This is a genomic window from Streptomyces sp. NPDC002044, from assembly GCF_040296725.1.
GTDB classification, from domain to species: Bacteria; Actinomycetota; Actinomycetes; order Streptomycetales; family Streptomycetaceae; genus Streptomyces; species Streptomyces antarcticus.
The window spans coordinates 78,230-96,418 of record NZ_JBEOXU010000004.1; the positions used below are offsets into that span (position 1 = coordinate 78,230).

At 71.4% G+C, this 18,189-nt stretch carries 14 protein-coding genes and 1 pseudogene; 7 read left to right on the forward strand and 8 right to left on the reverse strand.

The window, feature by feature from the left end; translation table 11 throughout:
* Positions 1 to 47 precede the first annotated feature (47 nt).
* On the reverse strand, positions 48 to 953 hold the full coding sequence (locus ABT106_RS02140; RefSeq protein WP_351270945.1) for a Cof-type HAD-IIB family hydrolase: 906 nt from the start codon (positions 951 to 953) through the stop codon (positions 48 to 50).
* A gap of 169 nt (positions 954 to 1,122) precedes the next feature.
* Here ABT106_RS02140 and ABT106_RS02145 point away from each other — a divergent pair, with 169 nt between their 5' ends.
* Positions 1,123 to 2,028, forward strand: a complete 906-nt coding sequence (locus tag ABT106_RS02145) for an LLM class flavin-dependent oxidoreductase (RefSeq protein WP_351270948.1) — start codon at positions 1,123 to 1,125, stop codon at positions 2,026 to 2,028.
* A 50-nt stretch (positions 2,029 to 2,078) separates the two neighbouring features.
* Here ABT106_RS02145 and ABT106_RS02150 read toward each other — a convergent pair whose 3' ends face one another.
* From ABT106_RS02150 to ABT106_RS02160, 3 genes are all read right to left on the reverse strand, one after another.
* On the reverse strand, positions 2,079 to 5,132 hold the full coding sequence (locus ABT106_RS02150; RefSeq protein ID WP_351270951.1) for a tetratricopeptide repeat protein: 3,054 nt from the start codon (positions 5,130 to 5,132) through the stop codon (positions 2,079 to 2,081).
* Entirely contained in the window at positions 5,129 to 7,015 is a 1,887-nt protein-coding gene (locus ABT106_RS02155) for an HSP90 family protein (protein WP_351270954.1), read from the reverse strand. Before ABT106_RS02155 ends, ABT106_RS02150 begins: the two co-directional genes overlap by 4 nt.
* A gap of 129 nt (positions 7,016 to 7,144) precedes the next feature.
* Positions 7,145 to 7,684 carry an RNA 2'-phosphotransferase gene (locus ABT106_RS02160; protein ID WP_351270957.1) on the reverse strand — a complete coding sequence of 180 codons (540 nt, stop codon included), beginning with the start codon at positions 7,682 to 7,684 and terminating at the stop codon, positions 7,145 to 7,147.
* Between the two features lie 134 nt (positions 7,685 to 7,818).
* Here ABT106_RS02160 and ABT106_RS02165 point away from each other — a divergent pair.
* A pseudogene (locus ABT106_RS02165) lies at positions 7,819 to 8,511 on the forward strand (aquaporin); the annotation flags it as partial.
* Between the two features lie 437 nt (positions 8,512 to 8,948).
* Here ABT106_RS02165 and ABT106_RS02170 read toward each other — a convergent pair.
* The 4 genes from ABT106_RS02170 to ABT106_RS02185 form a co-directional block, all read right to left on the reverse strand.
* Positions 8,949 to 9,863: a MerR family transcriptional regulator gene (locus ABT106_RS02170; RefSeq protein WP_351270960.1), complete on the reverse strand. Its 915-nt coding sequence runs from the start codon at positions 9,861 to 9,863 to the stop codon at positions 8,949 to 8,951.
* 10 nt (positions 9,864 to 9,873) lie between these two features.
* The gene (locus tag ABT106_RS02175) at positions 9,874 to 10,773 is read right to left on the reverse strand and encodes a metal-dependent hydrolase (RefSeq protein WP_351270962.1); all 900 of its coding nucleotides are present in this window, start codon (positions 10,771 to 10,773) and stop codon (positions 9,874 to 9,876) included.
* A 122-nt stretch (positions 10,774 to 10,895) separates the two neighbouring features.
* Positions 10,896 to 12,686: an SDR family oxidoreductase gene (locus ABT106_RS02180; protein WP_351270964.1), complete on the reverse strand. Its 1,791-nt coding sequence runs from the start codon at positions 12,684 to 12,686 to the stop codon at positions 10,896 to 10,898.
* Positions 12,683 to 13,540 carry a M24 family metallopeptidase gene (locus tag ABT106_RS02185; RefSeq protein ID WP_351270967.1) on the reverse strand — a complete coding sequence of 286 codons (858 nt, stop codon included), beginning with the start codon at positions 13,538 to 13,540 and terminating at the stop codon, positions 12,683 to 12,685. Before ABT106_RS02185 ends, ABT106_RS02180 begins: the two co-directional genes overlap by 4 nt.
* 216 nt (positions 13,541 to 13,756) lie before the next feature.
* Between ABT106_RS02185 and ABT106_RS02190 the strand changes: the two genes are divergently transcribed.
* The 5 genes from ABT106_RS02190 (at position 13,757) to ABT106_RS02210 (ending at position 18,055) form a co-directional block, all read left to right on the forward strand.
* Positions 13,757 to 14,782 carry an ABC transporter ATP-binding protein gene (locus ABT106_RS02190; protein WP_351270969.1) on the forward strand — a complete coding sequence of 342 codons (1,026 nt, stop codon included), beginning with the start codon at positions 13,757 to 13,759 and terminating at the stop codon, positions 14,780 to 14,782.
* Positions 14,772 to 15,659, forward strand: coding sequence for an ABC transporter permease subunit (locus ABT106_RS02195; RefSeq protein WP_267721539.1), 888 nt, complete (start codon positions 14,772 to 14,774; stop codon positions 15,657 to 15,659). The genes ABT106_RS02190 and ABT106_RS02195 overlap by 11 nt, the downstream gene beginning before the upstream one ends.
* Entirely contained in the window at positions 15,656 to 16,567 is a 912-nt protein-coding gene (locus ABT106_RS02200; protein WP_351270973.1) for an ABC transporter ATP-binding protein, read from the forward strand. The genes ABT106_RS02195 and ABT106_RS02200 overlap by 4 nt, the downstream gene beginning before the upstream one ends.
* Before the next feature lie 14 nt (positions 16,568 to 16,581).
* Positions 16,582 to 17,301 (forward strand): ABC transporter permease subunit, encoded by a 720-nt coding sequence (locus ABT106_RS02205; protein ID WP_267721541.1) that lies wholly within the window; start codon positions 16,582 to 16,584, stop codon positions 17,299 to 17,301.
* A gap of 91 nt (positions 17,302 to 17,392) precedes the next feature.
* Positions 17,393 to 18,055 (forward strand): rhomboid-like protein, encoded by a 663-nt coding sequence (locus tag ABT106_RS02210; RefSeq protein ID WP_351270977.1) that lies wholly within the window; start codon positions 17,393 to 17,395, stop codon positions 18,053 to 18,055.
* The last annotated feature ends 134 nt before the right edge of the window (positions 18,056 to 18,189 follow it).

Consider the following 18,189-nt stretch of genomic DNA (forward strand, 5'->3'; position numbering starts at 1 on the left):
GTCACTCGCTCCTGCCGACGGGGACGGCACCCCGCCGGCCGGTCCTCTCAGAAGCCCTGCCGCTCCGCCGCTGTGATGGCCGCAGTGCGCTCGGCCAGGATCCGCTCGATGACGACGGCGACCCCGTCCTCGTTGTTGGCGGTCGTACGGCCGGACGCGGCCGCGATCACGTCCGGGTGCGCGTTGCCCATCGCGTACGAGGTGCCCGCCCAGCCGAGCATCTCCACGTCGTTCGGCATGTCGCCGAAGGCGACGACCTCGGCCGGGGTGATGCCCCGCTCGGCGCAGCACAGGGCCAGCGTGCTGGCCTTGGACACGCCCTGGCCGCTGACCTCCAGGAGGGAGGTCGGACTGGAGCGGGTGATGGACGCGTACGCGCCGGCGGCGGCGCGGGCCAGGGCCAGGAACTCGTCGGGGGCGAGATCGGCGTGGTGCGCGAGCAGCTTGAGTACGGGTGCGGCGCTGTCGTCCGTGTCCTCGTGCAGCAGCTTCTCGGCGCTGGCGACCTTGGCACCGGGGTCCTGGAAGAACGGCGGGTACTCGGGTTCGTAGTTGATGCCGGTGGTCAGCTCGACCGCGAACGACGTGCCGGGTGCGGCGGCCCGAAGGGCATGTACGACAGAGTTGGCCGCTGCCCGGGGAAGCGCCCTGACCTGTACGAACTCCGGTCCTGCGTGGAGGTCGACGACCGCCGCGCCGTTGGCACAGATCGCGAGTCCGTGGCCGTGTACGTGGTCACTGACCACGCCCATCCAGCGTGCCGGCCGGCCGGTCACGAAGAACACCTCGATCCCGGCCTTCTCCGCGGCGGCGAGCGCGGCGACGGTGCGGGGCGAGAGCGACTTGTCGTCGCGCAGCAGGGTGCCGTCGAGATCGGTGGCGATCAGCCGGGGCGTGGGGGTGGGCCCTTGCGGGCACTGGGGAGCCGAGGTCACGGCTCCATCTTCGCCCATGGCCCCGAGCCGATGGACCATGATCGGAAGGTCCTGCCGGGGCAGCCGGCGTTTCACGTGAAACGTCCGCCCGGCGGGTCCGTTTCACGTGAAACACGTCAGGCCCCCACCGCGGAGGCCGCTGCGCGTGACATGCGGCTCGCGTGCCCGGCCCCGTAGGCTCGATCGCATGAGTCTGCGTCTGAGTACGGTGATCCTTCCGGTACGTCGATGGCACGAGGGCGGCCGCGACCAGTGGCAGCGGGCCGAGCGCCTCGGATTCCACACCGCCTACACCTATGACCACCTCTCCTGGCGGGGCTTCCGGGACCTGACGTGGTTCGGCGCGGTGCCCACCTTGACCGCGGCGGCGGCGGTGACCGAGCGGGTCCGCCTGGGGACGCTCGTCACCTCTCCGAACTTCCGTCACCCGGTGACGCTCGCCAAGGACCTCATCAGCCTGGACGACGTCTCCGGCGGCCGCGTCACGCTCGGCATCGGCGCGGGCGGCAACGGCTTCGACGCGACCGCTCTGGGGCAGGAGCCCTGGACCCCGCGTGAACGAGCCGACCGCTTCGCCGAGTTCGTGCCGCTGCTCGATCGGCTGCTGACCGAGGGGGCTGTCAGCGAACGCGGCGCCTTCTACTCGGCCGATGAGGCCCGCAACGTCCCCGGCTGCCTGCAGTCGCCCCGCCTGCCGTTCGCGGTCGCCGCGACCGGGCCCCGTGGACTGAAGCTCGCCGCCCGGTACGGCCAGGCATGGGTGACCACCGGCGATCCGAAGCTCTTCGAGGACGGAACCCCCGACCAGTCACTGGAGGCACTGCGGGGCCAGACGGGAAAGCTGGACAAGGCGTTGGCCGAGGCCGGACGGAAGCCCGAGTCCATCGAGAGGATCCTGCTGACGGGCTTCACGCCCGAGCGCAACACCCTGCTGGAGTCCGTTGACGCGTTCGTCGACTTCGCGGGTCGCCACCGGGAGCTGGGCTTCACCGAGCTGGTGATCCACGCACCGATCCCGGGATCCGAGTTCGCCGCCGACGAAGCCGTCTTCGAGCGGATCGCGACCGAGGCCCCGGCCCAGCTGGACGGCTGAAGCCGTTCGCCGGCGCCGCCCCCGGAAGGGCGGCGGCGCCGGTCACCGGATCAGCGTGCCAGTTGCGTGAGCAGGTGTTCCGCCGAGGGCAGGAGCCAGTCGGGCGCGGTCCCCTCGGGCCAGGCGCGCACCTCGTCGACCAGCGCCGAGACCATGGCGGCGCCGGCTTCGGGACGGCCGCGCTCCTGTTCCGTCCAGGCGGCGTTGTTCAGGCACTGGAACCGGTCCCGCAGGTGATCCTGTCCGAGTTCCGCGTAGAGCGCCGCGGCCCGGTCCCACAGTTCGATCTCCTCCACGCGCAGGGCTTCGATCCGGGCGTCGCCGAGTTTCTCCGTCGGACCCGGTCGGGAGGCGGACTCGCCGACCGCGGTGTCCGCCACGGTCCCGGTGCCGTCCTCCGTGTCGTCGTCCGCCGCGTCCTCGCTGACCCGGCGGTCGAGGACCTGCGCCAGCTGGTGCCAGGTCTGGGCCAGTTCCGAGCGCAGTTGGGGGTCCTCCGGGTCGGAGGCCAGGGCCCCGTCCAGCACTCCGGCGGCGTCATCCATCAGCGTGCGGGCCCGGGCCACCGCCGCGTCGGTGATCTCCTCCCGCAGCCCCAGCCATGCCAGGGAGCGCAGGACGCGGACCTCGGGAACGGGAGCGTCCCCGGTCAGGCGGTACAGCTCCAGGGCCCGCTCGTAGGCGGCGGTCGCCTCCACGGCCAGTCCCGCTCCGGCGAGGGCCTCCGCGGCCGAATGCGCCAGGTTCGCCTGAGGGCGGGGGTTCTCCCAGCCCTTGGCCGCCTCCGCCGCCAGCAGGTACTGCTCCGCCGCCGGCCGGGACTCGCCGAGCTCGCGCAGCAGGTCGCCCAGGAACTCCCTCCCGGACACCGCCTGTTCCTCTCCGTGCTCCAGCAGATCGGGCAACGCCGACTGGAGGACCTCGGCCGCCTCGGCGGTACGGTCGTCCCGCGCGTACGCCCGAGCCAGCATCAGCCGCGCCTGCGCCCCGCCGTCGGCGCCGAGTCCGGCCTGGTCGAACCAGTGGGCACCGGAGAGGGCGTGCTCGGCCGCCTCCCGCACCGCGTCACCGCGGCGCAGCAGGACGTCCGCGAGGGTCAGCCGGATGGCTCCCTGCGCCTCGGCGTCGGTGACCTCGGCGGCATGGTCCAGGCCCGTCCGTGCGGCGGCCTCCGCCTCGTCCGGCCGGCCCAGCGACATCAGCACCCCGGCCCGCAGCGACAACGGATCGACCGCCTGCCAGGGGCGGCCGGCCGCGACCGCACGCGCGGCGGCGGACGCCAGCAGCACCACGGCCCCGTCGGGGTCGCCCTGAGACAGGGCGAGGCGGCCCAGCATCTCCTCCGCCTCCGCGGCGAGGTCGGGCACCGTGTCGTCGTACGCGTCGACGAAGCCGGTCAGCTCCGCCACGACCTCACCGTGGCCGTGCGCCCGGTCGTGGTCGTCCCCGTTCCCGTGGTCGTGGTGCGCTTCGAGCGAGCGCAGGTAGGACTCCACGCGGATCACCGATAGTTCCACCAGGGCGATCCGCCGGGTCCGCGACGGCTCGGCCGGGTCGAGCGCCTCGGCGGCCAGTGCCGCCACCCGGAACAGAGCCCGGATGTCCGCGGGCGCCGCCCCGGACCGGGCGGCCACGCCGGCCAGCCGCAGCTCCGCCAGGGCGGCACGCTCCGCCCGGCCGAGGGCCCGGTAGACGTCCCGCACCGCCGCCAGAAGTTCGGGGGCCTCCTCGTCCCCGCGTCGCGCGGCCGCCAGCGCCCGGTGGTCCGCCAGGTCGGCCGAGACCAGCGGATCGGGCTCCGCCCGCGCGTCCAGCCGTACGGCCACCTCCGCCCACAGCGCGTCCACGCCCGGGTGCCCCAGGTCGCGGGCCCGACGGGCGCGCTCCACCAGCTCGGAGAAACCGGACGGGGACGCCACCGCGGCCCCAGGGGGATCGGGTTGCCGATCAGGCACGGGCACGTGCGTCGTGACATCGGCCCTGCCGCGCGGCAGCGCCGCACTGCGCACCCCCAACGGGAGGGCGCCGAGCAGCGGTTCCCGCCCGATCCGGTCCTGGAACCGGTCCGAGACCCGAGTGGTGCCGTTGCGGTCGTCGAAGCGCCGGGCGATGCCGAGGGATCCGGCGTACAGCACCGCGTACAGCTCGGAGACGGTGCGGGGGGTTCCCTCGTAGGGGATGGCGGGGCTGCCGCCGTGTCCCAGTTCCTCCAGGCGGCGCAGCAGGACCAGGATGCCGCCGTGGAAGGCGAGCTGGTCGTCGACGTTGGCGAGCGGGCCGACGTGGCCCGCGTGCTCGGCCAGGATCTCCAGGCCCCGGGACTCGTTGCCGGTGAGCGCGCAGAACTCGATGTGCTTGCCGATCGTCGGCAGCAGGCTCTCGTTGCCGCGGGCCATGCGGTAGCCGCGCAAGTGGTGCGAGCGGGCCTCGCCGGTCCGGCCGAGCCGGAGCAGCGGCAGCAGTGAGGTGGCCAGGACCCGGTGGGGTTCTTCCGCGCAGGTCAGATCACCCGTGAGAACGGGCTTCCAGAGCTCCAGGGCCTCGGAGTCGTCGCCGTGCAGGACGGCGTACTGCCCCTGGCTGTTGAGCTCACAGGCCTGACAGTCGCTCATGTCGTCGCGGTCCGCCGCCAGCCAGCGTCCGAAGGCCCGCTCGGCGCGTTCGTCATCGCCGGTCATGTGGGCGAGCCACAGCTCGGCCTCGCGCACGGGCCTCTCGCTGTAGCCCGCGACCCGGTACCGGCGCTCCATCTCCTCCAGCCAGCCGACGGCCGACTCCAGCGGGATGCCCGGCGAGTCGGAGATCGCCGAGGCCACCCACTTGAACTGCCAGAACAGCGAGTGGGCCTCCCATTCGGAGAAGGCGGCCGGGTCCTTGTCGTACTCCTGGAGCAGCCGGGCGAAGGGCACCAGGATCTTCGACGACTCGGAGCTGTACAGGTAGGCGTTGATCAGGTTGTCGAGCGTCTCGCGGAACAGGGCCCGGTCCCCGCTCGCCTCCGCGGCGCCGGCCAGGGCCTCGGCGTGCGCGTTGCGCGCGGAACCGTTCGGCGATTCGCGGTTCTCGGCCAGCCCCTGCTCGATCTCTTCGCGCGTCGACGTCACTTCTGGTCCTCCGCGGAGTCGGTCGAGTGGGTCGCCCATTCCAGGAGCCCGAGGAAGGCCCGGTTGAGCAGGGTGGAGTCGGCGGGTCGCAGCGGTCGCTGGGACATCAGCAGAGCCTGTCCGTACAGCGATTCGACGGCGGTTCCGGTCAGTTCTCCGTCGGGGAGCGTGGAGATTCGGCGGACCAGCGGGTTGTTGTGGTTGAGGACCAGCCGGGCGCGGGGCGCGGAGCCCCGCAGCGCTCCGAGGATGCCGCTCCACAGCGAGTCGGCGCTCTCCAGCGCGGCGGTCCGGTCGCGCTCCTGTCGCGCCTGGCGGTCGTCGAGGTAGAGCGCGGGTACGGAGACGGGCTGGAAGGCACGCAGCAGCACGTCGCAGCCCAGGGGTTCCAGGCGGGTGCGTGCGGTGGCCAGGAAGGGGGCGAGCGCCAGCTCCGAGGAGGTCGGGACCTGGTCGAGGCGCTCGGTGACGGCTCCGGCGTCCAGCTCGCTGACCTTGAGCTCGGGGCGTACGGAGGGCAGCAGGGCCAGCAGGTCCGCGTCGTAGGTGTAGCCGGCGTTCACCACGCCGAGCCCGTGGGCCGCGGCGATCGGCGCGATCTGGCGGAACTCCTCGACGGTGCGCGTGAAGTGGATCTCCGTGTGGGCGGCCGTGAACTCCACGAGGCTCATCGAGCCGTCGCTGGTCTCGAACGGCAGCCACGGCAGCATCAGGGCCAGCAGTTCGGAGTCGTGCCGCGCCATGGACTTCACACCGAGGTGGTGGACGCGCAGGAAGGCGGCCAGCCGCTCCGGGTCGCTCGCCGCGAGCTCGGCGAGCCAGCCGCGGATACGGGTGCCGAGGGCGTCCCGCACGGCGGACAGCGTCTCGTCGTCATAGAGGTTCTCGCGGGAGGCCGTGGGCCGCAGCGTGTCCGTGTCGAGGACGGCTCGCACGAAGAAGGCCCAGTCCGGCAGCAGGTTGTCGGCACGGTCGGTCAGCAGCATGCCCTTGAGGTGGACGCGGTGTCCGGCCCGGTGGGCGGGGCTGGTCGGTTCGGGGAGGACGTACGCCACTCCGCGCACCCCGGCCACCGGCAGGTCGAGGTCGATGGTGTCGAGCGGGGTGAAGCCGAAGAGCTCCGCGCAGTGCCCGGCGAGCGCGACGCGGCGTGCGACCGGGGTCGGGAACGGCCGGTCCCACACGGCGGGCCGGTCGGTGACGGTCCGGGGCTCGCCGCCGAGGCCGTCGTCGAAGGTGACCTCGTAGGGCAGCAGGGAGCCGTAGTCGCGGGCCAGTTGTTCGACCTTGGCCGGAACGGTCCATTCGGCCGCACCGGGACGGGCCTCCAGGACGACCGTCGTGCCGGGCTGGGGGCGCGCCGAGCGGGGCAGCTCGCGGATGGTGTACGAGCCGTCGTCCGTGGCCAGCCATTCGACGGGAGCGGCCTGCGGGTCGCGGGCGGACCGGGTGACCACGCGGATCTGGCGGGCCACGACGAAGCAGGCGAGCAGACCGATGCCGAACTGGCCGAGGAACTCCCGGCGGGTGGCCTCGAGGCCGTGCTCGCCGCCGCGCTTGGAACTGCGGCCGATGGTGGCGAGGAGGGAGTGGGCCTCGTCGGAGGTGAGGCCGATTCCACTGTCCTCGATGGTCACGCGCCCGTCGGATGCCGACAGCCGGATGTGGACCTCCGCCTCGGGGTCGAGGGCGTTGCGGGCGGTGACCGCGTCCACGGCGTTCTGCAGCAGCTCGCGCACGTAGACGCGCGGACTGGAGTAGAGGTGGTGGGAAAGGAGGTCGACCAGGCCGCGCAGGTCGACCTGGAAGCTGTGGGGAGCGGAAACGGACGCGGGCGCGGCCGTGGACGGGGAGGGCGGTGTGGACGGGGACGTGGACGTCATAAGGCGTCACCTCGCGTGCGTTCAGGGGTGGTTCGGCGATCGCGAGGTTCCCCCCTCACGGATCCCGGAGTGGGAACAGAGTAGGGGGATGATCTGACAATTCCCCGGTGTTTTCATGCCGGGACAGTGCTATTGGAAACGGAGGAAGCCCGGCGGAACGGTTTCTACCAGCCACACGCCGTTGGCGCTGATCCGGAAGACGTGCCCGGCCGCGCGCATCGCCGCCGCGTCCACGCTGAGCACGACGGGCCGCCCGCGGCGCGCGCCGACCCGGGTCGCGGTCTCCCGGTCGGGCGACAGGTGCACGTGGTGGCGGGCCATCGGGCGCAGTCCCTCGGCGCGGATCGCGTCCAGCGCGCCGGTGACGGTGCCGTGGTAGAGGTACGCGGGCGGTTCCGCCTCCGGAAGGTCCAGGTCCACGGCGACGGTGTGCCCCTGGCTGGCCCGGATGCGGGTTCCCTCGATGGCGAACCGCTGTTTGTCGTTGGTGGCCACGACGTGGTCGAGCTCGGCGCGGCTGACGGCGAAGCCGTGGTCGGCGGCCGCGCGCAGCAGGTCGTCGATCTCCACCCACCCGTGGGGGTCGAGCGCCAGTCCGATCCGTTCCGGCTGGTGCCGCAGGTGTTTCGAGACGTATTTGGAAACCTTCACGGTGCGTCTGTCGTCCATGGCCCCAGCGTGCCCGGTCGGGTGTCCCCGCGGCAGCGATTTTCCGGGGTGGCGGCAGGGGTGGACACCCTCTATCACGATTCCAAGATACGGAATATATTTTCCGCTGCCACTTCTGCCCAAGGGGAGAAACCATGACAGCCCATACCTCTCTTCCGCGTCGTGCGGCTGCCGAACTCATCGGCACCGCCGGTCTGCTCGTGGTCGTGATCGGTTCCGGAATCCAGGCCGCCGAGCTCAGCCGCGACGCCGGGGTCGCCCTCATCGCCAACTCGCTCGCTTCGGCCATCGGCCTCGGACTGATCATCACGCTCCTCGGGCCGCTGTCCGGCGCACATCTCAACCCGGTGGTCACCCTCACGTCCTGGTGGGCCAGGCGTACCGGCGGCGAGGGTCTCGGCGGGCGGGAGGCACTCGTCTACACGGCGGCGCAGACGGCCGGAGCCATCGGCGGCGCCGTCCTCGCGGAGGCCATGTTCGGGCGGATGCCGGGTGCCTTCGCGACCCAGGTCCGCGACGGCGGCCATCTGCTGGTCGGCGAGGTGGTGGCCACCGCCGGGCTCGTCCTCGTCATCCAGGGGCTCGGGCGTACCGGGCGCACCAGGCTGATACCGGCCGCCGTCGCGGCGTACATCGCCGCCGCGATCTGGTTCACCTCCTCCGGCTCCTTCGCCAACCCGGCCGGCACCATAGGGCGCAGCTTCAGCGACTCCTTCACCGGCATCGCCCCGCAGTCGCTGCCCGGGTTCGTCGCCGCCCAGTTGCTCGGTGGGGCGGCCGGCCTGGCCCTCGCGGCCCTGCTGTACGGAAGCGCCCGGGCGGCCGGGGGCGCGAACGCACCCGCGGCTGCGGCTGCGGCTACGGCTGCGGTCACGGAGGCATCGGTGGCGGTGGCGGTGGAAGCGGCGGGCGCCCGGGTGCCGGGCGTGGCGCCGGCCGTCGTGGAGGCGCCGGCCGTCGTGGAAGCGCGGGCCGTGACACCGGTCGTCGTGGACGTCGCGGTGGAGAGGGAGGCCGTTGCCGAGTCCCCGGCCGAGACCGGACCGGTGGAGGAAACGGCCACCACCAAGGCGGATTACGAGACCATCGGTTGAGAAACGGTCCAGCCGTGGCCCGGTTTCCCACAGGAAGAGCCAGTTGTCCACAGCCGTTTGGGCATGTTTTGACGGCAAACGCGTGATCGCCCTGTGGACTACCGGCCGAGCGGCGCCGGGCACCGCCGGTCGCGCGCCATCCGGCGCCGCCGACCGACCGGCCCCCGACTCTACCGCTCGCCCCGGCGTGCCAGCTCGTTCATGGTCCGGGCCTGGAGTTCCCGCTCCGTCGCGGCCCGGACGAACTCCGCCACGTGCTCGGCACCGACCAGCTCCTGCACGGCCCGCACCGTCCCGGCCGGCAGCGCGACCGGCGACGGCCCCGTCGGCTGAGCCGCTCCGGGAGCCCCGAGGTGCTGCTGCAGGTGGCGGGTCGCGAACAGCCGCATCGCCCGAGCCAGTTCGGCATCGACCGTCTGCTGGGCCAGCGGCCGCAGCCTGCGAACCATCGTGGCCGCCTCCGCGGCGTCGGCGTCCGTGGGCGGCACCTCGCCGAGGTAGCGCGCGAAGACGTGCTCGGTGGTGAACTCCAGGAACCGGGAGGCTATGTGTTCCACCTGCCCCCGCAGCTCCCGCAGGTGCCCGGTGATCGCGGTCAGGGGCACCCCGGCCGCGTACAGCTCGGCGGCCACCGCCAGCTCCTGGGGGGAGGGCACCAGGAACTGGTCCGGCCGGTCGGGGATGCGCTCCAGCACCCCCAGTTCGCAGGCCTCGCCCACCGCGTCGTCGTCCGGTCTGCCGCCGAACCGCTCGTTCAGCTCCTTCCGGGATATCCGGGCGGCCTCCTCGTCGGTCCACGGCCCGTGCACCTCGGCGACGAGTCCCAGGACGCCGCCCAGCCCGCGCCCGGCGTCCCACGCCTCCAGCAGTTCCTTGATGGAGGCCAGGGTGTAGCCGCGGTCCAGCAGGTCCGCGATCTGGCGCAGGCGCGCCAGGTGCGTGTCCCGGTAGACGTTGGACCGGCCCCTCCGTTCCGGCTTCGGGAGCAGACCGCGGTCCTGGTACGCCCGGATCGTGCGCACCGTGGCACCGCTGTGGTGCGCCAGATCCTCGATCCGGTACTCGGCTACCGTCTGCTCGGACAATCCCGGCTCCCTACGACATCGCGGCTCGGCCGACCGCGCCCGCCGCGGTCCGGGCGGCGGGCGAAGCCGCGAGGTACTCGACCGCCCTGCGCGGCGAGCCCTCCTGCGAGGGATGGTACGACCGCCGGAAGTAGCGGGGTATGGCCGTGCCCAGCTCTCTCCATGTGGGCAGCAGCCCCTTGGCCACCGCCTGGTTGTGTCCGCGGAGCGAATAGCCCGGCCGCCCGCCCGTCTCCGGGTCGTTGCGCATGAGGTGGGAAGCACCCCACACCCACAGCCAGGCCAGCACCGGCGCGACCACGACCATCCCCTCGATCCGCCGCGCGTACCGGGGCAGGGCGGAGCCGCCGCAGTGCTGGTACGTGTCGAAGGCGACGGAGCGGTGCTCCACCTCCTCGGCTCCGTGCCAGCGCAGCAGGTCCAGCATGACCTCGTCCGCGCCGGCCCGGTCGAGGCCCTCCGCGCGCAGCACCCAGTCCCCGAGCACCGCCGTGAACTGCTCGATGGCGGCGACGATCGAGAGCCGGAAGCGCAGCCATTCCTGGGCGGTGACGGGAGCCCCGAACGGCGGCGTCTCGCCCAGCAGCACCCCGAAGAGGAAGTCGACGTGCCGTGTGTACGCCTCCGTCGGCAGGCCCTGCTCGGCGAGGTGGTCCAGTACGTAGGAGTGCTGCACGCTGTGCGTGGCCTCCTGGCCCATGAACCCCTTGACGTCCTTGCGCAGCTCCGGGTCGGTGACCAGCGGCAGTCCCTCCTTGAGGACCTGCACGAACCACCTCTCCCCGGCGGGCAGCAGCAGGTGCAGCACGTTGATCACGTGGGTGGCGGTGGGCTCACCGGGTATCCAGTGCAGCGGGGTGGACTTCCAGTCGAAGGCCACCCGGCGGGGCGTGATCGCGTACCGGCCCACGCGCCGCCCCCCGCCCGTACCCGACGAGCCCCCGGCCGGGGAGTCTGTGCCCGACGAGCCCGTGCCCGACGACCCCGGGCCGGGCCCCGTCGCCGGGCTCACATCCGCGTTCCCGTCCGGGTTCACAGCGGGGGATCCAGCTTCGCGAAGGCCCGCAGGGTGCGCGGGGCGAAGCGGGACATCCACAGGGCCCCCTTGGACTCGGGGGTCACCGGCACCACGGCCTCGTTGCGCACCACGGCCCGCAGGATCGCGTCGGCGACCTTCTCCGGCGGGAAGTTGCGCAGGCCGTAGAGCCGCGAAGACCGCTCCTGACGGCGCTTCTCCTCGGCCTCGTCCACCCCGGCGAAGCGGGAGGTGGCGGTGATGTTGGTGTTGACGATGCCGGGGCAGATGGCGGAGACGCCGATCGACTTCGACGCCAGCTCCGCCCGCAGGCACTCGGACAGCATCAGCACCGCGGCCTTCGAAGTGCTGTAGGCGGGGAAGGTCTTGGAGGGCAGGTAGGCGGCGGCGGAGGCGGTGTTCACGATGTGCCCGCCCTGCCCGCGCTCCGCCATCTGCCTGCCGAAGATCCGGCAGCCGTGGATGACACCCCACAGATTGACGTCGAGGACCTTCTTCCAGTCCTCGGCACTGGTGTCGAGGAAGGCTCCGGACAGGCCGATCCCGGCGTTGTTGACCAGGACGTCCACGATTCCGTACTCGGCGGCGACCTTCGCCGCGAGCTTCTCCATGGCCTGCTCATCGCTGACGTCCACGCATTCGCCCCAGGCTTCGGGAGCTCCGACGAGCCGGGCCATCTCGGCCGTGCGCGTCGCGCCCTCGCCGTCCCGGTCCACGGCCACCACCCGGGCCCCCGCCTCGGCGAACGCGAAGGCCGTGGCCCGGCCGATGCCGCTGGCCGCGCCGGTGACCAGGACGAGCTGACCGCCGAAGCGGTCCGCGTACTTGCCCGGGGCCCGCTGCTCCGGCGCCCGCGCCGCGGGCTCCTCCCGGGTGGTGACGAAGTCGGTGATCCACGCGGCGAGCTGGTCCGGTCGGCTCCGCGGCACCCAGTGCTTGGCGGGCAGGGTCCGTCGCACCAGATCCGGGGCCCATCGCTCCAGATCGTCGTACAGGCGCTCGGACAGGAAGGCGTCCCCGGTGGGGGTGATCAGCTGCACCGGCACGTGCGCGTAGGCGTCGGCACGCGGCCGGCGCAGCCGGGGCCGGACGTTGTCGCGGTAGAGCCAGGCACCGCGCGCCGCGTCCGTGGGCAGCGACGCCGTCGGGTACGCCCCGGACGGAACCTTCTCCAGGCGCTGGAGGATGGCGGGCCAGTGCTTGCCGAGCGGACCACGCCAGGCGAGCTCCGGGAGAACGGGGGTGTGCAGCATGTACACGTACCAGGACTTGGCGCCCTGGCCGAGAAGCTGGGCCGTCCGCCGCGGGGTGGGCCGCGTCATCCGCTTCTTGATCCAGTGCCCGAAGTGGTCCAGGGAGGGGCCTGACATCGAGGTGAAGGAGGCGATCCGGCCCTCGGTGCGGGCGACCGTCGCGAACTCCCAGCCCTGAACGGAGCCCCAGTCGTGGCCGACCAGGTGCACCGGCCGGTCGGGGCTGACCGCGTCGGCGACCGCCAGGAAGTCGTCCGTCAGTTTCTCCAGGGTGAACCCGCCGCGCAACGGGTGCGGCGCGGTGGAGCGCCCGTGGCCGCGTACGTCGTACAGCACCACGTGGAAGCGCGTGGCGAGCCGTTCGGCGACCTCCGACCACACCTCCTTGGTGTCCGGGTAGCCGTGCACCAGCACGACGGTCGGCCGCCCCGCCTCGCCGAGCTCGGCGACGCACAGCTCGACCCCGCCGGTGCTCACCCAGCGCTCGCGCGCGCCCGCCAGTCCCGCCGTTCCTGCCCCGCTCGTCCCGCTCATGCCGCCTTCTCCTCAGCCCAGCGCCGCACGTGCGGCAGATCATCGTCCAGCCAGAACGCGCTCTCTTCGGGGTCCCGGGAATCGGTGACCACCAGGATCTCCTCGAACTTCGCGCCGGTCCCCCGGAAACCCAGGTGCGGTTCCACCGCCCACAGGCCGGGCTGCGGCGGGTGGTCGGAGAAGCGGTACGGGCTCCACAGCGGGGACCAGCCCTCACGGTGCCCGTGCAGGGCGTCACCCGCCAGCCCCTTCAGGGACTGGGTGCCGAAGCCGAACGCGGTGGGCGACCAGCGCCGCTCCTTGACCCGGTCGATCTTGTGCGCGATCACACCGAAGGGGTAGGCGCGGTGACGGTTGGCGTAGCCCTGCCGCGTCATCAGCCGCTCGACGTTCTCGTATATCTCGCGCAGGGGGCGGCGTTCGCGCACCTGCTCCAGGATCAGCACGCGGTGCGCGTGCAGATCGGACATCAGACGGTCCTGGACCGGGTTCAGCCCGAGGCTGCCCGAGTAGCCCACGTCGGCCGCGTATCCCTTGAAGACCGGCGCCATGTCGAGGATGAACGGCATCCCCGGCTCCAGCTTCCGGTTGGTCGGGAAGAACTGCAGCGGAATCCTGAAGTTCGCGAAGGCGGTGCGGTCGCCGAACCAGGCGAAGGGGAGGTGGAACCAGTCGCGCACGCCCCGCTCACGCAGCCATTCGCGCTGCATCCGCGCGGCCTCCCGCTCGGTCACTCCGGGCCGCAGCTGCGCGGCGACGGCCTCCGCGCACTCGTACGAGAGCCGTTGCACTTCCCTGAACCCGCGCAGTTCGGGAGTGAGTTGCGCGGTGCGTTGCTTGGTGTCCCCAGCCATGCCAGCAGTCCGTCCCTGTAGCCGTACGCGCCCGTAACTTGACACTGATGAATGTGACAATGACTGGAGATCACGTCAAGGCCCGTGCACGGACCTGTGGACAAACTTGTCCGGGTCACATCAGCCTCCAGTACGGGTGTGTACGCCTGAAGGCGGAGACGGGAGCCAACTCAAGGTCTGACGATTCGCGGGGCCCGGACCACTAACGTCGAACCCGTGACTGTCATCGCGACCGAAAGCCTGAGCAAGCGGTACCCCCGAGTGACCGCCCTCGACCGGCTCTCCCTGGACATCGGGCCTGGTGTTACCGGCCTCGTGGGTGCCAATGGAGCCGGCAAGTCCACGCTGATCAAGATTCTGCTGGGACTGTCCCCCGCCACCGAGGGCAGTGCCGCCGTGCTCGGCCTCGACGTCACCACGCATGGCAGCGCCATCCGTGAACGCGTCGGCTACATGCCCGAGCACGACTGCCTGCCACCCGACGTCTCGGCCACCGAGTTCGTCGTGCACATGGCGCGCATGTCCGGCCTCCCGCCGACCGCCGCCCGTGAACGCACCGCCGACACCCTGCGTCACGTCGGACTGTACGAAGAGCGCTACCGCCCCATCGGGGGCTACTCCACCGGCATGAAGCAGCGCGTCAAGCTGGCCCAGGCGCTCGTCCACGACCCGCAGCTGGTCCTCCTCGACGAGCCCACCAACGGCCTCGACCCAGTCGGGCGCGACGAGATGCTCGGACTGATCCGCCGGATCTACACCGACTTCGGCATCTCCGTCCTGGTCACCTCCCACCTCCTCGGCGAGCTGGAGCGGACCTGCGACCACGTCGTGGTCGTCGACGGCGGCAAACTGCTGCGCTCCAGCTCCACCAGCGACTTCACCCAGAGCACCGCGACCCTCGCCGTCGAGGTGACCGACTCCGACGAGCACCCGGACGGCACGGCCGCCCTGCGCAAGGCGCTCACCGAGGTGGGGCTCACCCTTCACGCCGGAGAGGAGCAGGGCCTGCCCGGCGCCGGTCACGTCCTCCTCGTCGAGGCCACCGGAGACCAGACCTACGACACGGTCCGCGACACCGTCGCCGACCTGGGCCTCGGCCTGGTCCGCATGGAGCAGCGCCGCCACCACATCGCGGAGGTCTTCCGCGACAACGACCAGTCCGTCCCCAGCGACCAGCCCGTCCCCAGCGGCCGGCCCGCCCACACCGCCCAGCAGAAGGGAGCCGGTTCCGATGGCGCCTGACACCTCGACCCAGATCCACAACATCGGCTACCGGTCCTATGACGGGGCCCGTCTCGGCCGCTCCTACGCCCGCAAGTCGCTGTTCTCGCAGTCCCTGCGCGGCGCGTACGGGCTCGGCCGCTCCGCCAAGTCCAAGGTCCTGCCGATGATCCTCTTCGCGGTGATGTGCGTTCCCGCGCTGATCCTCGTAGCGGTGGCCATCACCGTTCCCGGCAGCACCGAACTGCCGATCAAGTACACGACGTACGCCCTGACCACGCAGGTGGTCATCGGACTCTTCCTCGCCTCCCAGGCACCCCAGTCGGTCTCCCGTGACCTGCGGTTCAAGACGGTGCCGCTGTACTTCTCGCGGCCCATCGAACGGGTCGACTACGTCGTGGCCAAGTTCGCGGCCATGGCCTCGGCCCTGTTCATCCTCACCGCCACACCGCTGCTGATCATGTGGATCGGCTCGCTGCTGGCGAAGTTCGACTTCGGCGACCAGACCAAGGGATTCGGGCAGGGACTGGTGTCGGTACTTCTGCTGTCGCTGCTCTTCGCGGGCCTCGGCCTCATCATGGCCGCGCTCACCCCCCGTCGCGGGTTCGGTGTCGCCGCGATCATCGCCGTGCTTCTGATCCCCTACGGAGCGGTGACCGCCGTCCAGGGCATCGCCTACAGCACCGGCAACACCGGGGCCATCGACTGGATGGGCCTGTTCTCCCCGATCACCCTGATCGACGGCATCCAGACCGCGTTCCTCGGCGCCACCTCCGCCTTTCCCGGCGGGGAGGGCCCCACGGCCGGCACCGGCTTCGTCTACCTGCTCGTCGCCCTCGGCCTCATCGCCGGCTCCTACGCCGCTCTGATGGCCCGCTACCGGAAGGCCGGGCTGTGACCATCATCGACATCGACCACACGTCCCGCTGGTTCGGGAACGTCGTCGCCGTCAACGACGTGACCATGCGCATCGGCCCGGGAGTCACCGGACTGCTGGGCCCCAACGGCGCCGGCAAGTCCACGCTCATCAACATGATGGGCGGCTTCCTGGCCCCCTCCACGGGCACGGTCACGATCGACGGCACGCAGATCTGGCGCAACGAGCAGGTCTACAAGCAGATCGGCGTCGTGCCCGAGCGCGAGGCCATGTACGACTTCCTCACCGGCCGTGAGTTCGTCGTCGCCAACGCCGAACTGCACGGGCTCGACGATGTGGCCGCCCAGCGGGCACTGGCCACCGTCGAGATGGAGTACGCCCAGGACCGCAAGATCTCCACGTACTCCAAGGGCATGCGCCAGCGCGTGAAGATGGCCTCCGCCCTGGTCCACGACCCGGCCGTGCTGCTCCTCGACGAGCCGTTCAACGGAATGGACCCCCGCCAGCGCATGCAGCTCATGGACCTGCTGCGGCGCATGGGAGACGCCGGCCGCACCGTGCTGTTCTCCTCACACATCCTGGAGGAGGTCGAGCAGCTGGCCTCCCACATCGAGGTGGTCGTCGCCGGCCGGCACGCCGCCTCGGGCGACTTCCGCAAGATCCGCCGCCTGATGACGGACCGCCCCCACCGCTACCTCGTCCGCTCCTCCGACGACCGGGTCCTCGCAGCGGCCCTGATCGCCGACCCGTCCACGGCCGGTATCGAGGTCGACCTGAAGGAAGGCGCCCTGCGCATCCAGGCCGTCGACTTCGGGCGCTTCACCGAGCTGCTGCCGCGGGTCGCCCGCGCGCACGGCATCCGGCTGCTGACGGTCTCGCCCTCCGACGAGTCCCTCGAGTCGGTCTTCTCCTACCTCGTCTCGGCCTGAAGGAGCTGGCACCCATGTACAACCCCACCGTTGCCCGGCTCACCTACCGGGCCCTGCTCGGCCGCCGCCGCGCGCTGATCCTGTTCCTGCTCCCGGCCCTGCTGATCGTCATCGCCATTGCCGTCCGCGCTCTCACCGGCGTGGACGACAAGGTCGCCGCCGACCTGCTCGGTGGCTTCGCTCTGGCGACGATGGTCCCGCTGATCGGCGTCATCGCCGGCACCGGCGCCATCGGCCCGGAGATCGACGACGGATCGATCGTCTATCTGCTGTCGAAGCCGGTGAAGCGACCGACGATCATCATGACCAAGCTGATCGTCGCCATCGCCGTCACCATGGCTTTCTCCGCGATCCCCACCCTGATCGCGGGCTTCATCCTCAACGGCAACGGCCAGCAGATCGCCATCGCCTACACGGTCGCGGCCCTCGTCGCCTCGATCGCCTACAGTGCGCTGTTCCTGCTGCTGGGCACCGTCAGCCGGCACGCGGTCGTCTTCGGCCTCGTCTACGCGCTGATCTGGGAGTCGCTCTTCGGCAGCCTGGTCTCGGGCGCCAAAACCCTCAGCGTCCAGCAGTGGGCCCTGTCTCTCGCCGAGAAGGTCGCGGGTGAGGGGTACGTCGACGCCACCGTCGGCCTGCCCACCGCGGTCGTCCTGCTCGTGGTGGTGACCGTCGGAGCCACCGTCTACGCGGGCCAGAAGCTGCGCCGTCTTACCCTGGCCGGCGAGGAGTAGGCCCCGGCCGTCCCGGCACACCGGTGTGATCCTGTGCCCCGCCCGGCCCACCGGCCAGGCGGGGCACAGCTCCGCACGTCATCATCGGTGCATGATCGAGCACGCCGAGCCCGAGCCGTCCAGGCCCCTGCGGTCCTGGATACGCTCCTCGCCCGGAACGCACATCTGGCTGCTGATCATCGCCGTCACCAGCGTCGTCGTCGTCATCGCGCCCGACCGGGTGGACCACGTCCTGCTCCACCGCAACAGCAGCAATATTCACCAGCTCGTCCAGCATCCGCTCCGGGCGCTCCTCAGCAGCGCCTTCTGGATCGAGAATCCTGCCTCGCTCGCGCTCTACGCGCTGCTCTTCGAGGTTTTCCACGCCCCCGTCGAACGCTGGCTCGGCACCTTGCGCTGGCTCCTGATCGTCGCGACCGCTCACATCGTCGCCACCCTGGTCAGCCAGAAGGTCCTCCTGGTGGCCATTCAGGACCACCGAGCCCCGCGAACCATGACCCATGTCGTCGACATCGGCGTCAGCTACGGCCTGGCGGCCGCCGCGGGCGTGCTCACCTACCGGCTGCCCGGTCCCTGGAAATGGTTCTACCTCGCCGGTGTGGTCGCCTTCTTCGGGCTCCCCCTCGCCACCGGAGGGAACTTCACCGACCTCGGTCACGCCATCGCCCTCGCGGTCGGCCTGCTGGCGTGGCCGCTCACCCGCCGCCCTGTTTCACGTGAAACACGGCCTCTGTTCCACGTGAAACAGGGGTAGGCCGTCTCGTCGGTAACGGCTCCGGCTTCCCCGCGGCCGCGGCCTGTCGGCGTCGCCGCCGGATTCACGGCTGATGAGCGGAAATTCACTGGTACGGGGCTTCCGCCCGGGGCAGAGTGAGCCGTGCGGGGAGC